Below are 13,895 nucleotides of genomic sequence, written 5' to 3'. Positions count from 1 at the left end.
CAGTGGTCTCAGAAGAGTTGATGTAGTACATACGTCAGACCACTGGGATGGGCCGCATGATCTCAGACCGCATGGCGTTGCCGCCTTCGGTGACCGAGTCAATGAGCTCGGCAGTCCTGGAGGCATGGCCGTTGCCCGTGGCTACGACGCCTCTAAGGATCTCCACTTCCTTGGTCAAGGCCTCCACCAGTTTCTCAAGGCGATCGGTGTTCCCGAGGCTGTTGACAGGCACCGAGTTGGAAGCAGAAAAACCAGCAGAAGTGCCACTGTTCAAAAATGCCAGGCCAGTCAAAGAATTTGTCTGAGCGGATGTTGCCGATGACGTTGGCGCGGCGGCGATCGCGCCGATGGTTGCCATCATGCCGCTGATGCCCTGCAAAGCCTCCAGCTGAGCCTTTGCAGTGGTTTGCATCGAGTCGAGCGCTGTCAGTTGAGATTCGGCGATGCTGAGAGTGGTCTTGGCACCGACGAGTTGGTTTCCACTGATGGTTTTGAGCTGATCAAGGCGCCCAGCCAGCTCCAGGCGTGCAAAGTCAGCATCTGCCTGGCTGGCGTAAATTGCCGAGTCAACACCGCTGCGCGCGGCTGATATTGCGCTAGACAACTGGGTACTGTCTGGCAAATAGCCGGTCTTCAGCGCCGTGGCCAACGCTTGGTCAATAAATGCGCTGCTCGCGGTCACGTCGGCGGCCGCCTGGCCATAAAGGTCAGCCACGTTGCTTTTGAGCACATCAAAAACGCTACCGATTTCATCTATGGCCGCCTGAGCAGCGGAAATTTGAGAGTCATAGATCTTGCGTTGAGCGTCATAGGCTGATTTCGCCGCCGTTTCATTGGTGGTGATCAGTTGCGACATGCTGCCCTGCACAGACAGAAGGTTTGCGGTCAGTTTCAAACCCGCGTCTGAGGTGTCAGCCATGGCGGCGGCGACCGCTGCACGGAAGCTGGCTGCCGTCATGCTGGCTGCGTCAAAACCATTGCCGACAGTGGCATTGATGTTTTTGACCAACTGGGCGCGCTGTTCTTCCTGACTGTAAAAGTTGGTGTAGTACCCGGCCAGGTTGGTCTGTAGCGCGTCCAAGCTTCCGGCAAACCCAATCAGCTTTTGTGTGGCTGCGTAGCTCAGGTCGGCCAACTTGGCAAACGGCAGGGCCTCCAGATTCGAGTGAAACACGGTCAGCGCCTGGGCGCTTTGCAGAGCGGCGGTGATCTGCTCTTGGGTGGCGGTGCTGGCCGTGATCCCGTCAAACACGCCGGAGAGGTGCTTGGGCAGCTCCGAGCCCTTGAGCGCCGCAAAAACAGCCCGGCTGGCGGCCAGCTGCACAGCGGTGTCACTCAGCTTGGTCTGGTCCTGGTAGAAAGTCGAATTGCCCGCGCTGCCGCCCAGGTAAAACTGCGGGTCGGCGCCATTGCGCCCGGTATTGCCCGCATAGGTAAAGGTGGTGGCCGCTGTGGCGATGCCCAGGCTTTTGGCCGTGGCCATGTAGGTGTCTTGCAGCTGCTGCACCATGGCATCAGCCGCCGCCGTGGTGCCCTGGCGGCTGTCGAAATACGGGTTGTAGTTGGTACGGTTGCCTGCCGCGTCATAGCTGGACTGGGTGCCACCGGTGCTGCTGCTCGACACTTTTTTGCTTCCACCAAACAGGCTGGCGACGGCCACTGCGGCCGCAACATAGGGGAACGCCGTGGCGATGGTCGAGCCGATAGAGGCTGCACTGGTGGCCGCAGATGCCGCTGCGCCACCGGCCTGGGCTGCTGCTGATGCAGCCGCTGCCGCAGAGCTGGCCGAGCCCGTGAGCGCAGTCGCCATGGCCGCATTGCCAGCCGTCTGGCCGAACAAGGCGCCCACACCGGCACTCAAGGCGCTGGCGTAGCCGCCAGACACCAGATTGGCCAATGATGAGGCATTGCTCAGCCCATTGAGCACACCACTATCACTGCCCGCCGCAGAGGCCAGGCTGGAGCCGCCGGTGATTGATCCGTAAATCTGGAACACCACCGGCTTGAGCGTGGCCTCATAGATGGCCGACAGCAGGGCTTTTTCGAGCGTGTCGCCAATTTTTTGGGCAGCGTTGGCACCGTCTTCGGCCCAGGTCACAAACACGTCACGCGCCAGGCGGTCGGTGTCTTCCCAGCCTTTTTTCCACTCGGCTGCGGAAACTTCGGCGGCCTTCTTGTTGGCGTCCAGCAGATCCACCGCAGTACCTGCAGCAGCCAAGCGTTTGCGGGCGGCAATCACCTGTTCAATGCGGGCGATCTCCTCGGCTGAGTTGTCAAAGCCCCTGAGTACCTCAATCTGGTCAAGCATGCGAGCTGTGGTCAGCTGCTCGATTGCGGTCTTGGACATGCCGTAGTAAGTGGCCTCGTCTTCGAGCTTTTGGGCCTTTTCGGTCAAGCTGGCCAGCTCGGTGGCATGGGCCTTGAGCTCGTTATCGCGGACCTTTGCCAACTCATCAGCGGCTTTTTTCTCGGCCTCATGGGCTTTGACCATGAACGGCTGCTTGTCCACCAGGATCTGGACGGCAGTGGCGTAGTCCGCATAAGACTTGATTGCACCAGTCTTCAGCGCAGCAGCCAGCTTCTGCTGATCTTCTGCATAGGTGGCTGTGTAGCCAGAGCCCGCGTCCATCAGGTCGTTGTAGAGGGCCAGGCCCTTGGCGGCCTCGGTGATGGTGGCTTTGGCTTCTTTCGCTTCCTTGAATTTGTCGGCGATGCCTGCCACGGATTTGGCGTAGTTGGCGTAGTCCTGGTCTGTCTTGTTGGAGTTGGCCAGTTGTTGCTGCGCCTGCGCAATCTCGCGCTGCATTTGAACCTGTTTGCTTGCGTATTTGTCGGCCTTTTCTGCAAGGGCGATGCTGGCCTCATCACGCTTAATCCGGTCTGCCTGGTACACCGCCATGGAACCCATGGATGCCTGCAGGCGCTGCAAATACACCAGCTGCGCTTGCATGTTCTTGAGATCTGCGCCGTAAAGACCTGGGTTGTAAGCCAGGTTGGCCTTAGTGTCGGAAATGTTTGCTTGCAGCTTCGCAATTTGATCTGATATCGATGCGTCGCGGCCAATGCTCAGCATGGCATCACCAGCAGACTTCACGGCATGAGTGACGCCTCGCCACGCTTTCTCAAACAAGCCCAGGTTATCGCGCAGCGCAGGGATTCGCTGCTCTAGTGCGTCAGCCCAAGCGTTTTGAGCAAGTGCAGCGGCCGCAGATTTTTCCCCTTGGTCGTCCAGGGCTCTGATCTGTTCATAGATAGTGGCAGTGAGGTAGTGCGTTGTTTCATTCAGCTTAAGGCTTGCCTTTACAGGTTCTCTTCCGAGATCTGAAAACTGCTCAACGGTCTTAGCCAGAGTGGCATCAGTAACCGCCGCAAACTCAGTGGCCACGGCGCCGATTTTTTTGAACTGTGCCTCAGCGATAGTTCCGTACCCGACCATTTCCTGCAGTGCATCGGCAGCTGCAGCTTTAGTGCCACCTGTAGCTTCGCTAATAGTTGCAGCCATCTCAGACAACCGACCAGCAGTAGTGCCAGCAATGTTGCCCGTCAAGATCATTGACTTGTTGTACGCCTCATCCTCTTCTGCCCCGACCTTGTAAGCGTAGGTCAGAGCACCGACAACTGCAGCGGTCACCGTAAACGGATTGACCAGTCCAAGCACATACCCGCCCATCGCCCTGGCAGCGTTACCCACGCCACCAAACATGTCTTTGAGCTGGCCACCCTGCTGCAACAACACGGTCAACGGGGCCTGACCACCTTGCAGGCTGGTAAAAATGTCTGTGAATTGAGCAGGTACGCCACGCAAGGCGGCGTTGTAGGCCTTGGTTGACATGGCCATGCGGTCAGTGGTGTCGGCGGCTTTGGCTGCACCCTGGTGGATCTGCGCAAAAGACGCGCTTGCCTTGCTCCCGGCCGACACGGCCGAGGCGCCGACGCCGTCCAGCTTGGTAGCCATGCGGGCGGTGGTGTCGGTGGCTTTGGCCGCACCTTGCTGGATCTGCACAAAAGAGGTGCTCGCTTTGCTCCCGGCCGAAACGGCCGAGGTGCCGACGCCGTCGATCTTGGTGGACACGCTGTCAATCACCGGGCCAACCACTTGCCCGCCTTCAATGGCCAACTTCAGCTTGACTTCGTTTGCCACCCGTTAACCCTCAGTATTTTGTTGTCGTTGCTTGGCCCATTCATCCAGTGCCGCCAGCTCCATCGCTTGGATACACATAAATTTATGTGTGAAGTGCCGAGGCCTCACGCGCACTACGTCGCGCAAGTAGGCTGTGACGCCCGCGTAATTCAGCCCAGTGCGCCCGTTAAACCCAACCTGCCACTGCGTTTGGATCCGGTTCCAAATGCGCCAGGTGTCCCAGTTTTCGGGCCAGATGTGGTAGACCGCTGGCTCGGCTTCTGTCTGCTCTTCATCGCGCTCTTCAACCAGGCCCCAGGCAGCCAGCGCTGCATCCACTTCTTGCTCGACAGCAGCCTCTTCATCATCTGATTCGTCAGACAGCTGCCCAGTGGCCTGCAGGCGTGCTACCTGCGCTAGTTTTTTTCCTTACCCGCGCAGTCGCGTTGGTACGCCTGCCAGATCACGGCCAGCACGCCTGGCTGGGCCAGCATCACCTCAAACGCCGCGCGTGAGAACGGGGCTGGCTCGTTGTTTTCCAGCAGCACCAGGCGCTGGTCGGCCCAGTCTGTGACGTTGTCAAGCAGCACGTCTTTGATCAACACGTCGGGCTTTTCGTTGATCTCGTCTTGGGTTTTGCGGGTGGCAGTCAGGGTGAACTTGAACAACTTATCCTGCGCACCATCGCGAATGACCATCTTGACGTTGACTTGGACAACGTTGCCAACGGCAACTTTATAAACTTGGCTCATAGGTTTTCTCTCTCAAAAATGGGGGGATTACAGGGAAATAATGCGCAACTCGTCATTGCCATTGACCGGGTCGAGCTCGCCTTCCAGGCCGATCATTCGCTGACCCTTGGACTCTTCTTTTTTGGGGCTCCCGATCAGCCGCACGGCGGGCATATGCAACATCAGCTTGTTGCCGCTGGTGGTCCCCAGCACAAAGCCTAGGCCCTGGGTGGTGCCCGCCTTGATGGCTGCAATAGCGGCCGCTTCCTGGGTGGCAGTCATGGCCGCAGAAAAGTTGACCTTGATCTTGCGGTCGCTCATGCCAACTTCTTCGGTGGTCAGCAGTGGGTTGAACTCAACCTGCTGACCCCAGTCAAGCGTCAGGCCGCTGCTGTTGTAAGGTGTTCCGCCTGTCAAGGCACCGGCAGCGTAGGTGCAGCCCAGCAGGATGTCGGTGACGTTGGCCTTGACAATGGCCACCGGGTCTTTCCAGGCGGTGAGCGTAGACGCCGGATTGTTGATCACGACAGGTGGCAGCTCCAGCCCGATGAAATCGAAGGTGAGCTTACCCACGTCGCCCGACTTGGCTGACAACTTGGGTGCACCGATGGCGCCCACCATCTTGTGGCACAGGCCGTCGTCATGCCAGTAGATGGTCATGGTCTTGAGGTTGTCGCTGGCTGGCAAGTACTCAACCCGGGCCGGGGTGGTGAGGCCAGTGGCCTCAGAGTGGGCACTACCCACCAGCAATGCACCCCACGCCGGGGCAGTAGCCGCAACACCAGCCCCAGCAAATGCCACAGAAAAAGTGCACTTTGAGAAATAGGACCCAGGAATCGACATGCTGGCACCGAACCAGGCCGACAGGAACGGCAGGTTGATGGATGACATTTCCAGGGGACTGATGGTCATGTCAAACGCCTTGATGGCGTTGGCCGCGCCGGTGGGTACGGCATCCACACCGGGGGTTGTCTCGACCTTGGCCAGGATGGCGGTCTTTTTGATGTAGCGTGCCATGGCTCAGGCTCCTTCAGTAGTGGTGTCGGTGGGGTCTGCAGCGGGGATGGGCTGACCTGCCTCATCGACCTCGACCCAGTGCGGGGCGGTGTCGCTCCAGCGATACCGGCCAGCCCCGGGAACGGGTGTGTTCTCGGGGCTGGGTTTGGGCTCAACGGTTTGGGCTTGGGGTGTGTTTTTTGTGGCCATGTCAGGCGCTCCGGTAGTAAGTTTTGATGCGAAATTCATCCATCCACCACAGACGGCTTTCTTTGTCCAGGTTCTGCAGGCGGCCACCCGCAAACGTCATGGGCTCACCCGTGGTGGCATCGGGCACCCAGCCAACCAGCGTGTCGCGAACAGCTTTGCGCAAGTCCTCCAGGTCATCCAAAGCGGCCTCGCCCTGAGCGTCACGCTTGTTTGCCAAACAGAGGACAACGCCAATGGTCTTGACGATCTGTTGGTCAGTGCCGCCGATTGGCTCGGCATCGGGCCCAGCGTCATCGCCTAGGTTCAGCAAAAAGGCGCCTGGCATCACCACCACGCCTTTTTGCGCAGCCTCCAGGTCAGCGGCACCACCAATGGTGCGCAGGCCCGTGTTGCAGGACTTCAAACGGTTTTTAATGACGCTCAGCCGCATGGCTCAGAAGTTCGCAAGTGCAGCAGCGTCAAACTGCTTGGGGGTAGAACGCACTGCCACGGCATTGCCGGATCCGCCTGCAGCCACTACCGCAGTGATGCCAGCTAACTGCACATCGCCCACAGCCATGCGCTTCAGAAGACTGATGGCATCTGCATACCGCAGACGCACCGTTTCGGGAACTGCCTCACCAAACAACCGATAGCGTGCGATGTCACATGCCATGCGTACCAGCACCAACGGGGTGCTGGGCAATGGCAGTGCGTAACGTGTTGCCAGGTAGCTGTCGATCTCAGCATCGGCATCGGACAGAGCACGGTCCAGCACTGACGAATCGATGGTCAAACCATCAATCCGGTTTGTGCGCTGGGCTACCTCGGTCTCGCCAAAACGTTCGGTCATGTCGGCCTGGCTGGCGTAGCTCATGATGTTCGTGCGGGCTGGCGTTAAACCAGCACACGGATAAGGTCGCCAGCGGCTGTGGCGGCATCACGCGCCACACCATTGGCCACACCGGTGCTCAATTTCACTGCGCGGGAGGTGGCATCTGACTGAACCTCGTCGCCCACGGCCACAGCAGCACCGGCCTCCACCACAATTTCGCCACGGGCACCCACCGCCACCTGGTCGCCCACGGCACCGGCGTAGCGCGGAACGCCCAGGGCGCGCTCACCCGCCGCACACATGGTGCCGCCAAAGCCTGCAAAGCGCCGTGGCACCAGTGCACCAAGTGCCAGCAGCGTGACCCAAAGGGTTACTTTTTCAGTTTGCATATCGGTCGTCCTTCGTTCAGTTGATGCCTTTGATGAGGAAACCCGCATCTGCACCCAGCAGCAGCGGGGTAAAGATGTCGGTGTGCCGAACCACTTTCACCTTGCCGCCAGGCAGGGGGTAGGTGTCGGTCTGCGGCATGCCGCGTTTGCGCAGGGTGTAGCCAAAGCTGGGCACGCGGGCATCTTGCTGGCCACCCACGGCGGGGGGCACATAGGCCATCACAATGTTGTCGGCCCAAATGTCGCTTTGCGCCCCCTTGTCGTTGACCTTGACGCCTTTGCCAATCACGATGTTGGGAATCTCAAACATTTCGCGCAGGTCGGCCAGTTGCACCAAGCGCGAGCGGGTGTCGCTCAAAATAGCCTTGAGCTTGGGGTGTCGCTTAAGCGTTCGGAAGGCGCTGTAACCAATCACCATGGTGTTGGGTTCTTTGGCCACCTTGGCGCGCACAGCGGCCTTGCCATCGTCAACCACACCTTCGGGGTCGCTGGCAGGGTCAGTGAATTTGTCGCCACCGGAAAGGATCGCGCGGTTTTCTGCGGCGTAGTTGCCGCTGTTTTGCACCTGGTCGGCCACCATGACTTCCATGCGCAGACGGATGCCATCCACCGCCTGGGTGTTGGCAGTGCGCTCGGCGCTGTCCATGTCTTCGGCAGACTCGCGGTAGTCCACCGGAAAACCCAGATCGTGTTCTTGCAACACAAAGTCGATGGTTGACTTGCTGGCAAGTTTGGCCAGGTTGCTGTCAGCTGCCACCGAGCGCTCGGTGGCGTAGACGATGAACAGCTCCTTGCCGTAGCGCGGGATCTTGCCGCCTTCTTTGTCCACGTTGGCAAATGGCATCAGTGTTTGCGCCACAAATTCGTCGTTGCTGTAGCCGGTGGCCAGGCTGGTTAAAACTGGGTCAACAACGCGCAGTTCTTTCAAATGTGCAGACATGTGAGGGTCTTTCGGTTAGGGTGGTTGGAGCTTGAAAATCAGGCTTGGCGCATTGCCAAATCGGCCTGGGCATAGGTCATGTTGTGCTGTTTGGCGTGTGCCTTGATGCGCCGGTGCAATGCCAGACGATCAGGCTCAGCCTCGGCAAAAAGTACGTCATCGGCGCTTGCTGAAGTCTGGTGTTCGCCAGCTGCCCGAGCGGCTGTGGCCGCTTCGCCAAACTGGACCGCCGGTGGCAAAGCCGCCAACATTGCCTTCACTTGGTCAATGAGGGGTTTCTTTACTTCACCTTCGCCAAACTGAACCGGCTCGCTCTGAGCTGCCAGATGGTCCAGCGTTGCAACAGCAACATCACGCCAGGCTGGCAAAACGCCAGGCTGGCCTTCACAGAACGCAACGTTCTCAGCATGCACCTGGGCAGCCTGGTGTGCCTCCAGTTGCGCCTTCAGACGCCTGTTTTCGTCCTCTATGGCTGCTTTTTCTTCAGGGGTCACTGTCTTCTCCTTTGGTGGTGGTTCGGCAAATTGGGGAATGGCAGCTTCTGGTGGCGCCTTCGTGATGTCGGCGGCTTGCTCCTGCGCCGCCTCTCTGATCTCGTCTTGTGCACCCTTTTCAAGCGTGCGGATGTCCCACGGGGGTAGCACGCGGTCGGCTTCATCAGCACCGAACTTCACGAGGAACCATTCGCGCAGGTTGCGCCAGAGGCCAGCATTGGTCATGTCGTCCCATTCAGAGAACGCAATGGCCTCCTGGAAGCAGACACCGTCTTCGGCTTCATTGAATTCGGGTGGGTCCAGGCCCTTTACGCCAGGTGCGGCTGCACCCAGCACGCCAACATGACGCAAGTACCAAACACCTGGCACAGGGTTGTTGATGTCCGTAGGGCGATAGAACTTCGCAGAAATGGTGCCCCACTTGCCGGCACGGGCATCCTCTGCAAAAGCTGGGTCAACCTTCTCAGGAACAGAAAAGAGACCGCGAGCGGTTTTAACGAGTGACGCGACCCAACCTTGCGCCGGATCGTCCGTTTTTGGGTGGCCAATGACGATGGGCGCCTTGGCGATCTTGGGGTCGTAGGCCTTGGCTGTGGCCTCCAGATCCGCAGCGCTGAACTCAATGACCTCACCTGACATGGTGGTCCATTTGCCAGGCTTGAAGATATGCAGCAGCTTGGTTGCTGCGCCGGAGGTTTGGGGGGTTGCTTGAGGCATACCCGGTACTGTGCCGGGGTGCTCACCTTATGTAATTGGAACGAGGGCAGAACTTTCACCGGCGTTGCGCCGGGATCTGCGGCAAGGAGCTAAGCCGTTTTTGGCGGCTGCGACGGGAGGAGCAACAGGGCAAGCTCGGGCATAAACACAGGCGTTGGCGCCGGGCCTGTCAGGCGCCACTGGACGCCCTTGACATAGTCTTTCAAAAGCTCATGACGCACATCCACATGCATGGCGGTCACTTCTTCACGAGACAGCCCGACCATACTATTTGGCGCCGATTGCAGATGCATCTTGAGTGGATTCATACGTCTGGTGTGCTTGATGCCTGGTAGTGGCAATTTACCCCGTCATGGTGGGTGAATCGACACTGAACAAAGTGCTCGGTGGGGCCTTTGACGTAGCCCCTAGACACCACCTCCGGGCTTGGCATCATCCAGAAAGGCACCCTGATCACCTCCTGAAAAACGGGTACATCGTAAGGCAGCACCTTGTCACCTTGACCTGGATGGCCGTGCAGCAGAACCATCATTTTGCTCACTCCAAAATTAGGCCGGGTCTGGCTTGTCAAACAGCCCGTGCTGGGCGCCATCGCGAATGCGCCTGGTCACCCGTGTAATCAGCTTGCGCAGGCCACGTTCGCCGAGCTTGTATTTTTGCGCCACTTCAGACAGATTGTCACCTGTGAAGGCGTCAAAGATTTCCATCTCCAGGTGGCTGAGTTTGCGGCGGTATTCCTTGGGGAACGTCAGGTTCTGGCCACCCCATTGGTCTGCCAGCAGGTCGGCCAGGTCGCAGCTGATCAGAGCGGCTTCGTTCGTGCCCACGCAGTACTCACCCAAGCGCCGCTGCACCAGGTCCATCATGTCGGCATAGAGTTCGTGCCGCCTTTGAGCCATGCGGCCGTCGTTTGGGTCGTTGAGTGCCATGGTTGTCAGCTCCTACTTTCAACGGGCTCAGTGGGCACGCCAGAGCGCACGCACCACTTTTTGAGCGCCTCGATCACGGTGTTGACCTGGTAGCTGTTGAGGAAACGCCAGGCGTCCACCTTGGTCTGGCGTTTGACATACGCCGTCAACGCCGCATCTGTGTCCACCCGCACCACATCGGCCTTGGCCAGGGCGTGCCACAGGGCGCGGGCCTTTTGCCAACGTTCGTCGTCGGCATCGTCCAGGCTGCGCTGCACATGGGGGCGTTTGCCTGGGCGCGGGGCAATCAGACCGGCCTGGGCTTGCAGGCCTGCCAGGTGCGCCAGGTACTGCTTGCGCTGCAGCGTGGTCATATCGGCTGCACTGGCTTTGCCGGTGACAGCCAGTTTGACCGACACGGCATCGTCTGCAGACAGGCCCAGGGCCTTCTGGGCCATGTGGATGGCGGCCAGGTGGGCCTGGCGGGTGTCAGGCTTGATCGGCATGGCTTGCACCTTGCGGCATGGTGGCCAGGAGTGCCTGGATGGCGTTGATGCTGATCATTTTGTCTTGATCGTTCTGCAGTGGCAGCATGCGCAAAAACGCCTCCATATTGCGCAGCTCGTCCGAGGTGCGGGCTCCGACCATGTTGGTCAGCGCCGTGCGCAGCAAGGTGATGTCTTTGCGGGCCTGGAGCAAGGGATCGGGGCCCGCAGGAGTGGGCGCGGGATCGCGGGCGAGACTGCGCTCACCCCAGGTGCGCCAGCCTGTGGCGGCAGACCAGCATGCCAGCGGTGGGCCGGAGTCGGCCGGGGAAATGATGCGCAGCGTAACGTGCTGATCGTGCCCAAACACCTGCTCGGCGCCTGTCTTGATTGATGCCTCCATGGCGGGGGCAAAACTGACCACGTCGCGCCAGGCGCCTTTGAGGTTCATCTGCAGCTTGAGTTGTGAGGTGTTCATGAAAGTGCTCCTTTGCGACCTGGACGCTTGTCGTTTTCGTGGTAACAGGCTTTGCAGCAGTACCAGAGGCCATCAGAGTTTTTTTTCGAGGCGAAGAAAAACTCAAGATCGGCTGGCCACCATTCATTGCAGGAGGTGCAGAATTTTTCAGGGCCATCAATCGTGGTCCGGCGCTTTGGACCGACATACCGAGTCGATGGCGTTTCTGACCCATTTAGTACGGCGCTCACGACAGCAACCCCTGCTGAGCCATACCACCCACACCGCGCTGCAGCTGGGCCTGTTTGCCCGACGCGAACCCGTTCTCAAGATCGTTATCGCGCACGTTGCGGCCAACGCTTCGGTCCACGGGCTTCACCGTGGTCATGTCCGGGTGCTTTGTCTCCATGTAAGACTCCAGCAGTTTGTCATTGGCATCACCATTGGCAAACTTGTCCAGCAGCCCGCGCACACCATAGGCCCAGCCCAGCGCGAACTGGTCACCACGCGCTGTCTTGGTGATGCGTTTAGAACTGCCTGGCTGTTTGCTGATGTGATCGGTGCGTGCTTTGGAACATTGGCGCGACAGCACCTCATACGCATAGCTGGCCACCTCGGCGGCAGCGCCTACACCAATGAACACAATGCGGCGGTGTTTCACCCAGCGCCCGTTGGGCAGCATGCGGCTCCCAATTTCAATGTAACGCTGACATCCAAATGCCTCTGCAACGATTGCAAACAGTGCAGACTCCCACTTGACGTGTGCTTGGCTGACTGCTGAGACTTTCGACTCCGACACATCGGCCATGGAAACGGCCTGTTCATCCAGGTTGTGCTCAGCCATCAGCTTTTGCGCCTGGCGCATTGCTGCAGCGGCTTCGTGCGGGTTCTGGCTTTTGGCCAGCGCCAGGCACTTCTTGATCTTTTTGAGAGCTTCGTCGCGTGTCATCAGAACAACTCCTTGGTCCGTGTGTCGCGCGCGGCCTCGGCCACTTCCAGGCCGCGCCTGACAAAGTGATTGACCAGCATGTTCAGATCGTCTTGGTCGTCGCGGTCGTGGACACCGTCGTCATACAGCGCGATTCGGGCCAGCAGCTCCTGGTCGACCTCGGCCGCTGTTGCACCGATGGCTACAACCGGCTGATACACAAGCGTCCCCGTGATCTGCTCACCTAAAAAGTCCTCATCAAGACCAGATGGGGCGGCAGCGGCTGCGATGAGCAAGTCAAACGCTTCTGTGCCAGGGCCCATCAGGTAGGCCAGGCGTGGGTCTGCCTGAATGCGTTGGATGACATGGCCCACCGCCTTCATGGCGAGGTCCAGGTGTTCTTGGGTCATGCTCATGCCGCTGTCTCCTCAGTCTGCTCAGCCAGATCCCACTCAGTCACCCAGGCCGCCAGCGGCAGCTCGTAGTGGTCGCTGAAAAAGTCCATGAACGAGTCCAGGTCCGGGAAGCCGTCTGCACGGGCGAAGGCTTCCATTTGCTTCACTGACAGCGCCACGTCGTCAATCACGATCCTTGGGACATAGTTGTAGAAGTCGACCACCACCGGGCGGCAGCGGGTCACGGTGCCCACACCCAGGCGCTGGCACCAGGCGGTGCGCTGGCCGGTCAGCAGATGCAAAGTCGCACCTGGGTGGAACTGCCGCAGGCGGATGGTCTGGCGCTTCTGACCGCTTTCGACCTGGTCAGCAAAGCGGGGGTAAAAGTTAACGGCGGGCATGATCAGGCCTCCAACTCGCCGCTGAGCGCTGACAGCAGATCTGGGATCAGCTTCAGCAGCTCGCCAGTTGCAATGGCTGCATCGGTGTCGAAAGCGTGGGCCTCATCGTCGGCGCGGTCGAGTGTGTCTGCGAATACAACATCCAGGAAGCTGATCTTGCGGATCTGCAGGCCATCTGTCAGCACGAAGGACACGCGATCGCTCCAGGTGAGCGCCAGGCGCGTAGGCATCAGGCCAGCGCGGATATGGTCGCGGACCTCGTCGGTGTCCAGACGGTGCCGGGCGTAGCGCACCACGGCCTTGGACTCATCAGCCGACTTGAGTTCGCAATCGCGGTCCACCGTGAAGCCAGCAGGCGCATCACCACTGAGCAGCCATTCGGCCATAGCCGCAACTGGTGACACCTGGGTGTTGACCAAGGTGACTGCCAGGCCTTTGATGGCCTGCACCAAGCTATTGACCACTTTGTCAGCCTTGGCCTGGCTGGATGCACCAATGACCAGGCGCGCTGCCACCGGGTCAATCCAGATGAATACAGCCTCCTGTTTTGGGAACGCACTGGGCAGCAGCGTCAGGCGGGATTCGTCCTTGAGGTCGCGGATCTCCTTTTTGCCAGGATTGCGGCCGGTGGCTTCCAGGATCTTCTGGACCATTTCGTCCACATGGTTGGCGATCGCCCTGGCGGGTACCGAGCGTGACTCGGTCATGTGCTTGAGGATCAGCTGGCCGCCGATGGACTCCACCATCGCGTCATGGGCGTGGCCGCGAGGCGGCACAAAGCCGAATGACCGCTCTTGTGTGGGACCGGTCGGCACAAAGGCCTGGCTGGCGATGGCGTCGTCAAGCCACGTGCCAGGTGTGAAGAAGTTCTCGACGGTGATCCGATAAATGACTGCATTGGTAAACATGA

18 protein-coding genes are annotated in these 13,895 nt (G+C 59.4%); all 18 read right to left on the bottom strand.

What is annotated here, in order from left to right; genetic code table 11:
* Positions 1-34: 34 nt before the first annotated feature.
* The gene (locus FDG13_RS04860; protein WP_180125675.1) at positions 35-4,141 is read right to left on the bottom strand and encodes a phage tail length tape measure family protein; all 4,107 of its coding nucleotides are present in this window, start codon (positions 4,139-4,141) and stop codon (positions 35-37) included.
* A 3-nt stretch (positions 4,142-4,144) separates the two neighbouring features.
* Positions 4,145-4,459 (bottom strand): DUF1799 domain-containing protein, encoded by a 315-nt coding sequence (locus FDG13_RS04855; protein WP_180125674.1) that lies wholly within the window; start codon positions 4,457-4,459, stop codon positions 4,145-4,147.
* A 77-nt stretch (positions 4,460-4,536) separates the two neighbouring features.
* The gene (locus FDG13_RS04850; RefSeq protein ID WP_180125673.1) at positions 4,537-4,872 is read right to left on the bottom strand and encodes a hypothetical protein; all 336 of its coding nucleotides are present in this window, start codon (positions 4,870-4,872) and stop codon (positions 4,537-4,539) included.
* Positions 4,873-4,899: 27 nt separating this feature from the next.
* Positions 4,900-5,868 (bottom strand): hypothetical protein, encoded by a 969-nt coding sequence (locus FDG13_RS04845; protein ID WP_180125672.1) that lies wholly within the window; start codon positions 5,866-5,868, stop codon positions 4,900-4,902.
* A gap of 3 nt (positions 5,869-5,871) precedes the next feature.
* The gene (locus FDG13_RS04840; protein WP_180125671.1) at positions 5,872-6,057 is read right to left on the bottom strand and encodes a hypothetical protein; all 186 of its coding nucleotides are present in this window, start codon (positions 6,055-6,057) and stop codon (positions 5,872-5,874) included.
* Position 6,058: 1 nt separating this feature from the next.
* Positions 6,059-6,487 (bottom strand): hypothetical protein, encoded by a 429-nt coding sequence (locus tag FDG13_RS04835; protein WP_180125670.1) that lies wholly within the window; start codon positions 6,485-6,487, stop codon positions 6,059-6,061.
* A 3-nt stretch (positions 6,488-6,490) separates the two neighbouring features.
* Positions 6,491-6,913, bottom strand: a complete 423-nt coding sequence (locus FDG13_RS04830; protein ID WP_180125669.1) for a gp436 family protein — start codon at positions 6,911-6,913, stop codon at positions 6,491-6,493.
* A gap of 20 nt (positions 6,914-6,933) precedes the next feature.
* Complete coding sequence (locus FDG13_RS04825) at positions 6,934-7,260, bottom strand: capsid cement protein (protein ID WP_180125668.1); 327 nt, start codon at positions 7,258-7,260, stop codon at positions 6,934-6,936.
* A gap of 16 nt (positions 7,261-7,276) precedes the next feature.
* The gene (locus tag FDG13_RS04820; protein WP_180125667.1) at positions 7,277-8,200 is read right to left on the bottom strand and encodes a hypothetical protein; all 924 of its coding nucleotides are present in this window, start codon (positions 8,198-8,200) and stop codon (positions 7,277-7,279) included.
* A gap of 38 nt (positions 8,201-8,238) precedes the next feature.
* Positions 8,239-9,333 carry a peptidase gene (locus tag FDG13_RS04815; protein WP_180125666.1) on the bottom strand — a complete coding sequence of 365 codons (1,095 nt, stop codon included), beginning with the start codon at positions 9,331-9,333 and terminating at the stop codon, positions 8,239-8,241.
* Positions 9,334-9,500: 167 nt separating this feature from the next.
* Positions 9,501-9,719 (bottom strand): hypothetical protein, encoded by a 219-nt coding sequence (locus tag FDG13_RS04810; protein WP_180125665.1) that lies wholly within the window; start codon positions 9,717-9,719, stop codon positions 9,501-9,503.
* A gap of 240 nt (positions 9,720-9,959) precedes the next feature.
* Positions 9,960-10,340: a Mor transcription activator family protein gene (locus FDG13_RS04805; protein ID WP_180125664.1), complete on the bottom strand. Its 381-nt coding sequence runs from the start codon at positions 10,338-10,340 to the stop codon at positions 9,960-9,962.
* A gap of 5 nt (positions 10,341-10,345) precedes the next feature.
* Positions 10,346-10,825 (bottom strand): regulatory protein GemA, encoded by a 480-nt coding sequence (locus FDG13_RS04800; RefSeq protein WP_180125663.1) that lies wholly within the window; start codon positions 10,823-10,825, stop codon positions 10,346-10,348.
* On the bottom strand, positions 10,809-11,282 hold the full coding sequence (locus tag FDG13_RS04795; protein WP_180125662.1) for a hypothetical protein: 474 nt from the start codon (positions 11,280-11,282) through the stop codon (positions 10,809-10,811). Before FDG13_RS04795 ends, FDG13_RS04800 begins: the two co-directional genes overlap by 17 nt.
* Positions 11,283-11,508: 226 nt before the next feature.
* Positions 11,509-12,210: a DUF2786 domain-containing protein gene (locus FDG13_RS04790; RefSeq protein ID WP_180125661.1), complete on the bottom strand. Its 702-nt coding sequence runs from the start codon at positions 12,208-12,210 to the stop codon at positions 11,509-11,511.
* Entirely contained in the window at positions 12,210-12,605 is a 396-nt protein-coding gene (locus FDG13_RS04785; protein WP_180125660.1) for a hypothetical protein, read from the bottom strand. The genes FDG13_RS04790 and FDG13_RS04785 overlap by 1 nt, the downstream gene beginning before the upstream one ends.
* A complete protein-coding gene (locus FDG13_RS04780; protein ID WP_180125659.1) occupies positions 12,602-12,985 on the bottom strand; it encodes a hypothetical protein in 384 nt (127 codons plus the stop codon). The genes FDG13_RS04785 and FDG13_RS04780 overlap by 4 nt, the downstream gene beginning before the upstream one ends.
* Before the next feature lie 2 nt (positions 12,986-12,987).
* Positions 12,988-13,893, bottom strand: a complete 906-nt coding sequence (locus tag FDG13_RS04775) for a recombination-associated protein RdgC (protein WP_180125658.1) — start codon at positions 13,891-13,893, stop codon at positions 12,988-12,990.
* Positions 13,894-13,895 lie beyond the last annotated feature (2 nt).

This window comes from Rhodoferax sp. BLA1, from assembly GCF_013416775.1.
Lineage (GTDB): Bacteria > Pseudomonadota > Gammaproteobacteria > Burkholderiales > Burkholderiaceae_C > Rhodoferax.
This window is presented reverse-complemented; position numbering and strand designations above follow the sequence as displayed.

Coding starts and splice junctions, on each gene's coding strand:
- FDG13_RS04850 (WP_180125673.1), bottom strand. CDS start 4,872: ATGAGCCAAGTTTATAAAGTTGCCGTTGGCAACGTTGTCCAAGTCAAC.
- FDG13_RS04845 (WP_180125672.1), bottom strand. CDS start 5,868: ATGGCACGCTACATCAAAAAGACCGCCATCCTGGCCAAGGTCGAGACA.
- FDG13_RS04840 (WP_180125671.1), bottom strand. CDS start 6,057: ATGGCCACAAAAAACACACCCCAAGCCCAAACCGTTGAGCCCAAACCC.
- FDG13_RS04835 (WP_180125670.1), bottom strand. CDS start 6,487: ATGCGGCTGAGCGTCATTAAAAACCGTTTGAAGTCCTGCAACACGGGC.
- FDG13_RS04830 (WP_180125669.1), bottom strand. CDS start 6,913: ATGAGCTACGCCAGCCAGGCCGACATGACCGAACGTTTTGGCGAGACC.
- FDG13_RS04825 (WP_180125668.1), bottom strand. CDS start 7,260: ATGCAAACTGAAAAAGTAACCCTTTGGGTCACGCTGCTGGCACTTGGT.
- FDG13_RS04820 (WP_180125667.1), bottom strand. CDS start 8,200: ATGTCTGCACATTTGAAAGAACTGCGCGTTGTTGACCCAGTTTTAACC.
- FDG13_RS04815 (WP_180125666.1), bottom strand. CDS start 9,333: ATGTCAGGTGAGGTCATTGAGTTCAGCGCTGCGGATCTGGAGGCCACA.
- FDG13_RS04810 (WP_180125665.1), bottom strand. CDS start 9,719: ATGAATCCACTCAAGATGCATCTGCAATCGGCGCCAAATAGTATGGTC.
- FDG13_RS04805 (WP_180125664.1), bottom strand. CDS start 10,340: ATGGCACTCAACGACCCAAACGACGGCCGCATGGCTCAAAGGCGGCAC.
- FDG13_RS04800 (WP_180125663.1), bottom strand. CDS start 10,825: ATGCCGATCAAGCCTGACACCCGCCAGGCCCACCTGGCCGCCATCCAC.
- FDG13_RS04795 (WP_180125662.1), bottom strand. CDS start 11,282: ATGAACACCTCACAACTCAAGCTGCAGATGAACCTCAAAGGCGCCTGG.
- FDG13_RS04790 (WP_180125661.1), bottom strand. CDS start 12,210: ATGACACGCGACGAAGCTCTCAAAAAGATCAAGAAGTGCCTGGCGCTG.
- FDG13_RS04785 (WP_180125660.1), bottom strand. CDS start 12,605: ATGAGCATGACCCAAGAACACCTGGACCTCGCCATGAAGGCGGTGGGC.
- FDG13_RS04780 (WP_180125659.1), bottom strand. CDS start 12,985: ATGCCCGCCGTTAACTTTTACCCCCGCTTTGCTGACCAGGTCGAAAGC.
- FDG13_RS04775 (WP_180125658.1), bottom strand. CDS start 13,893: ATGTTTACCAATGCAGTCATTTATCGGATCACCGTCGAGAACTTCTTC.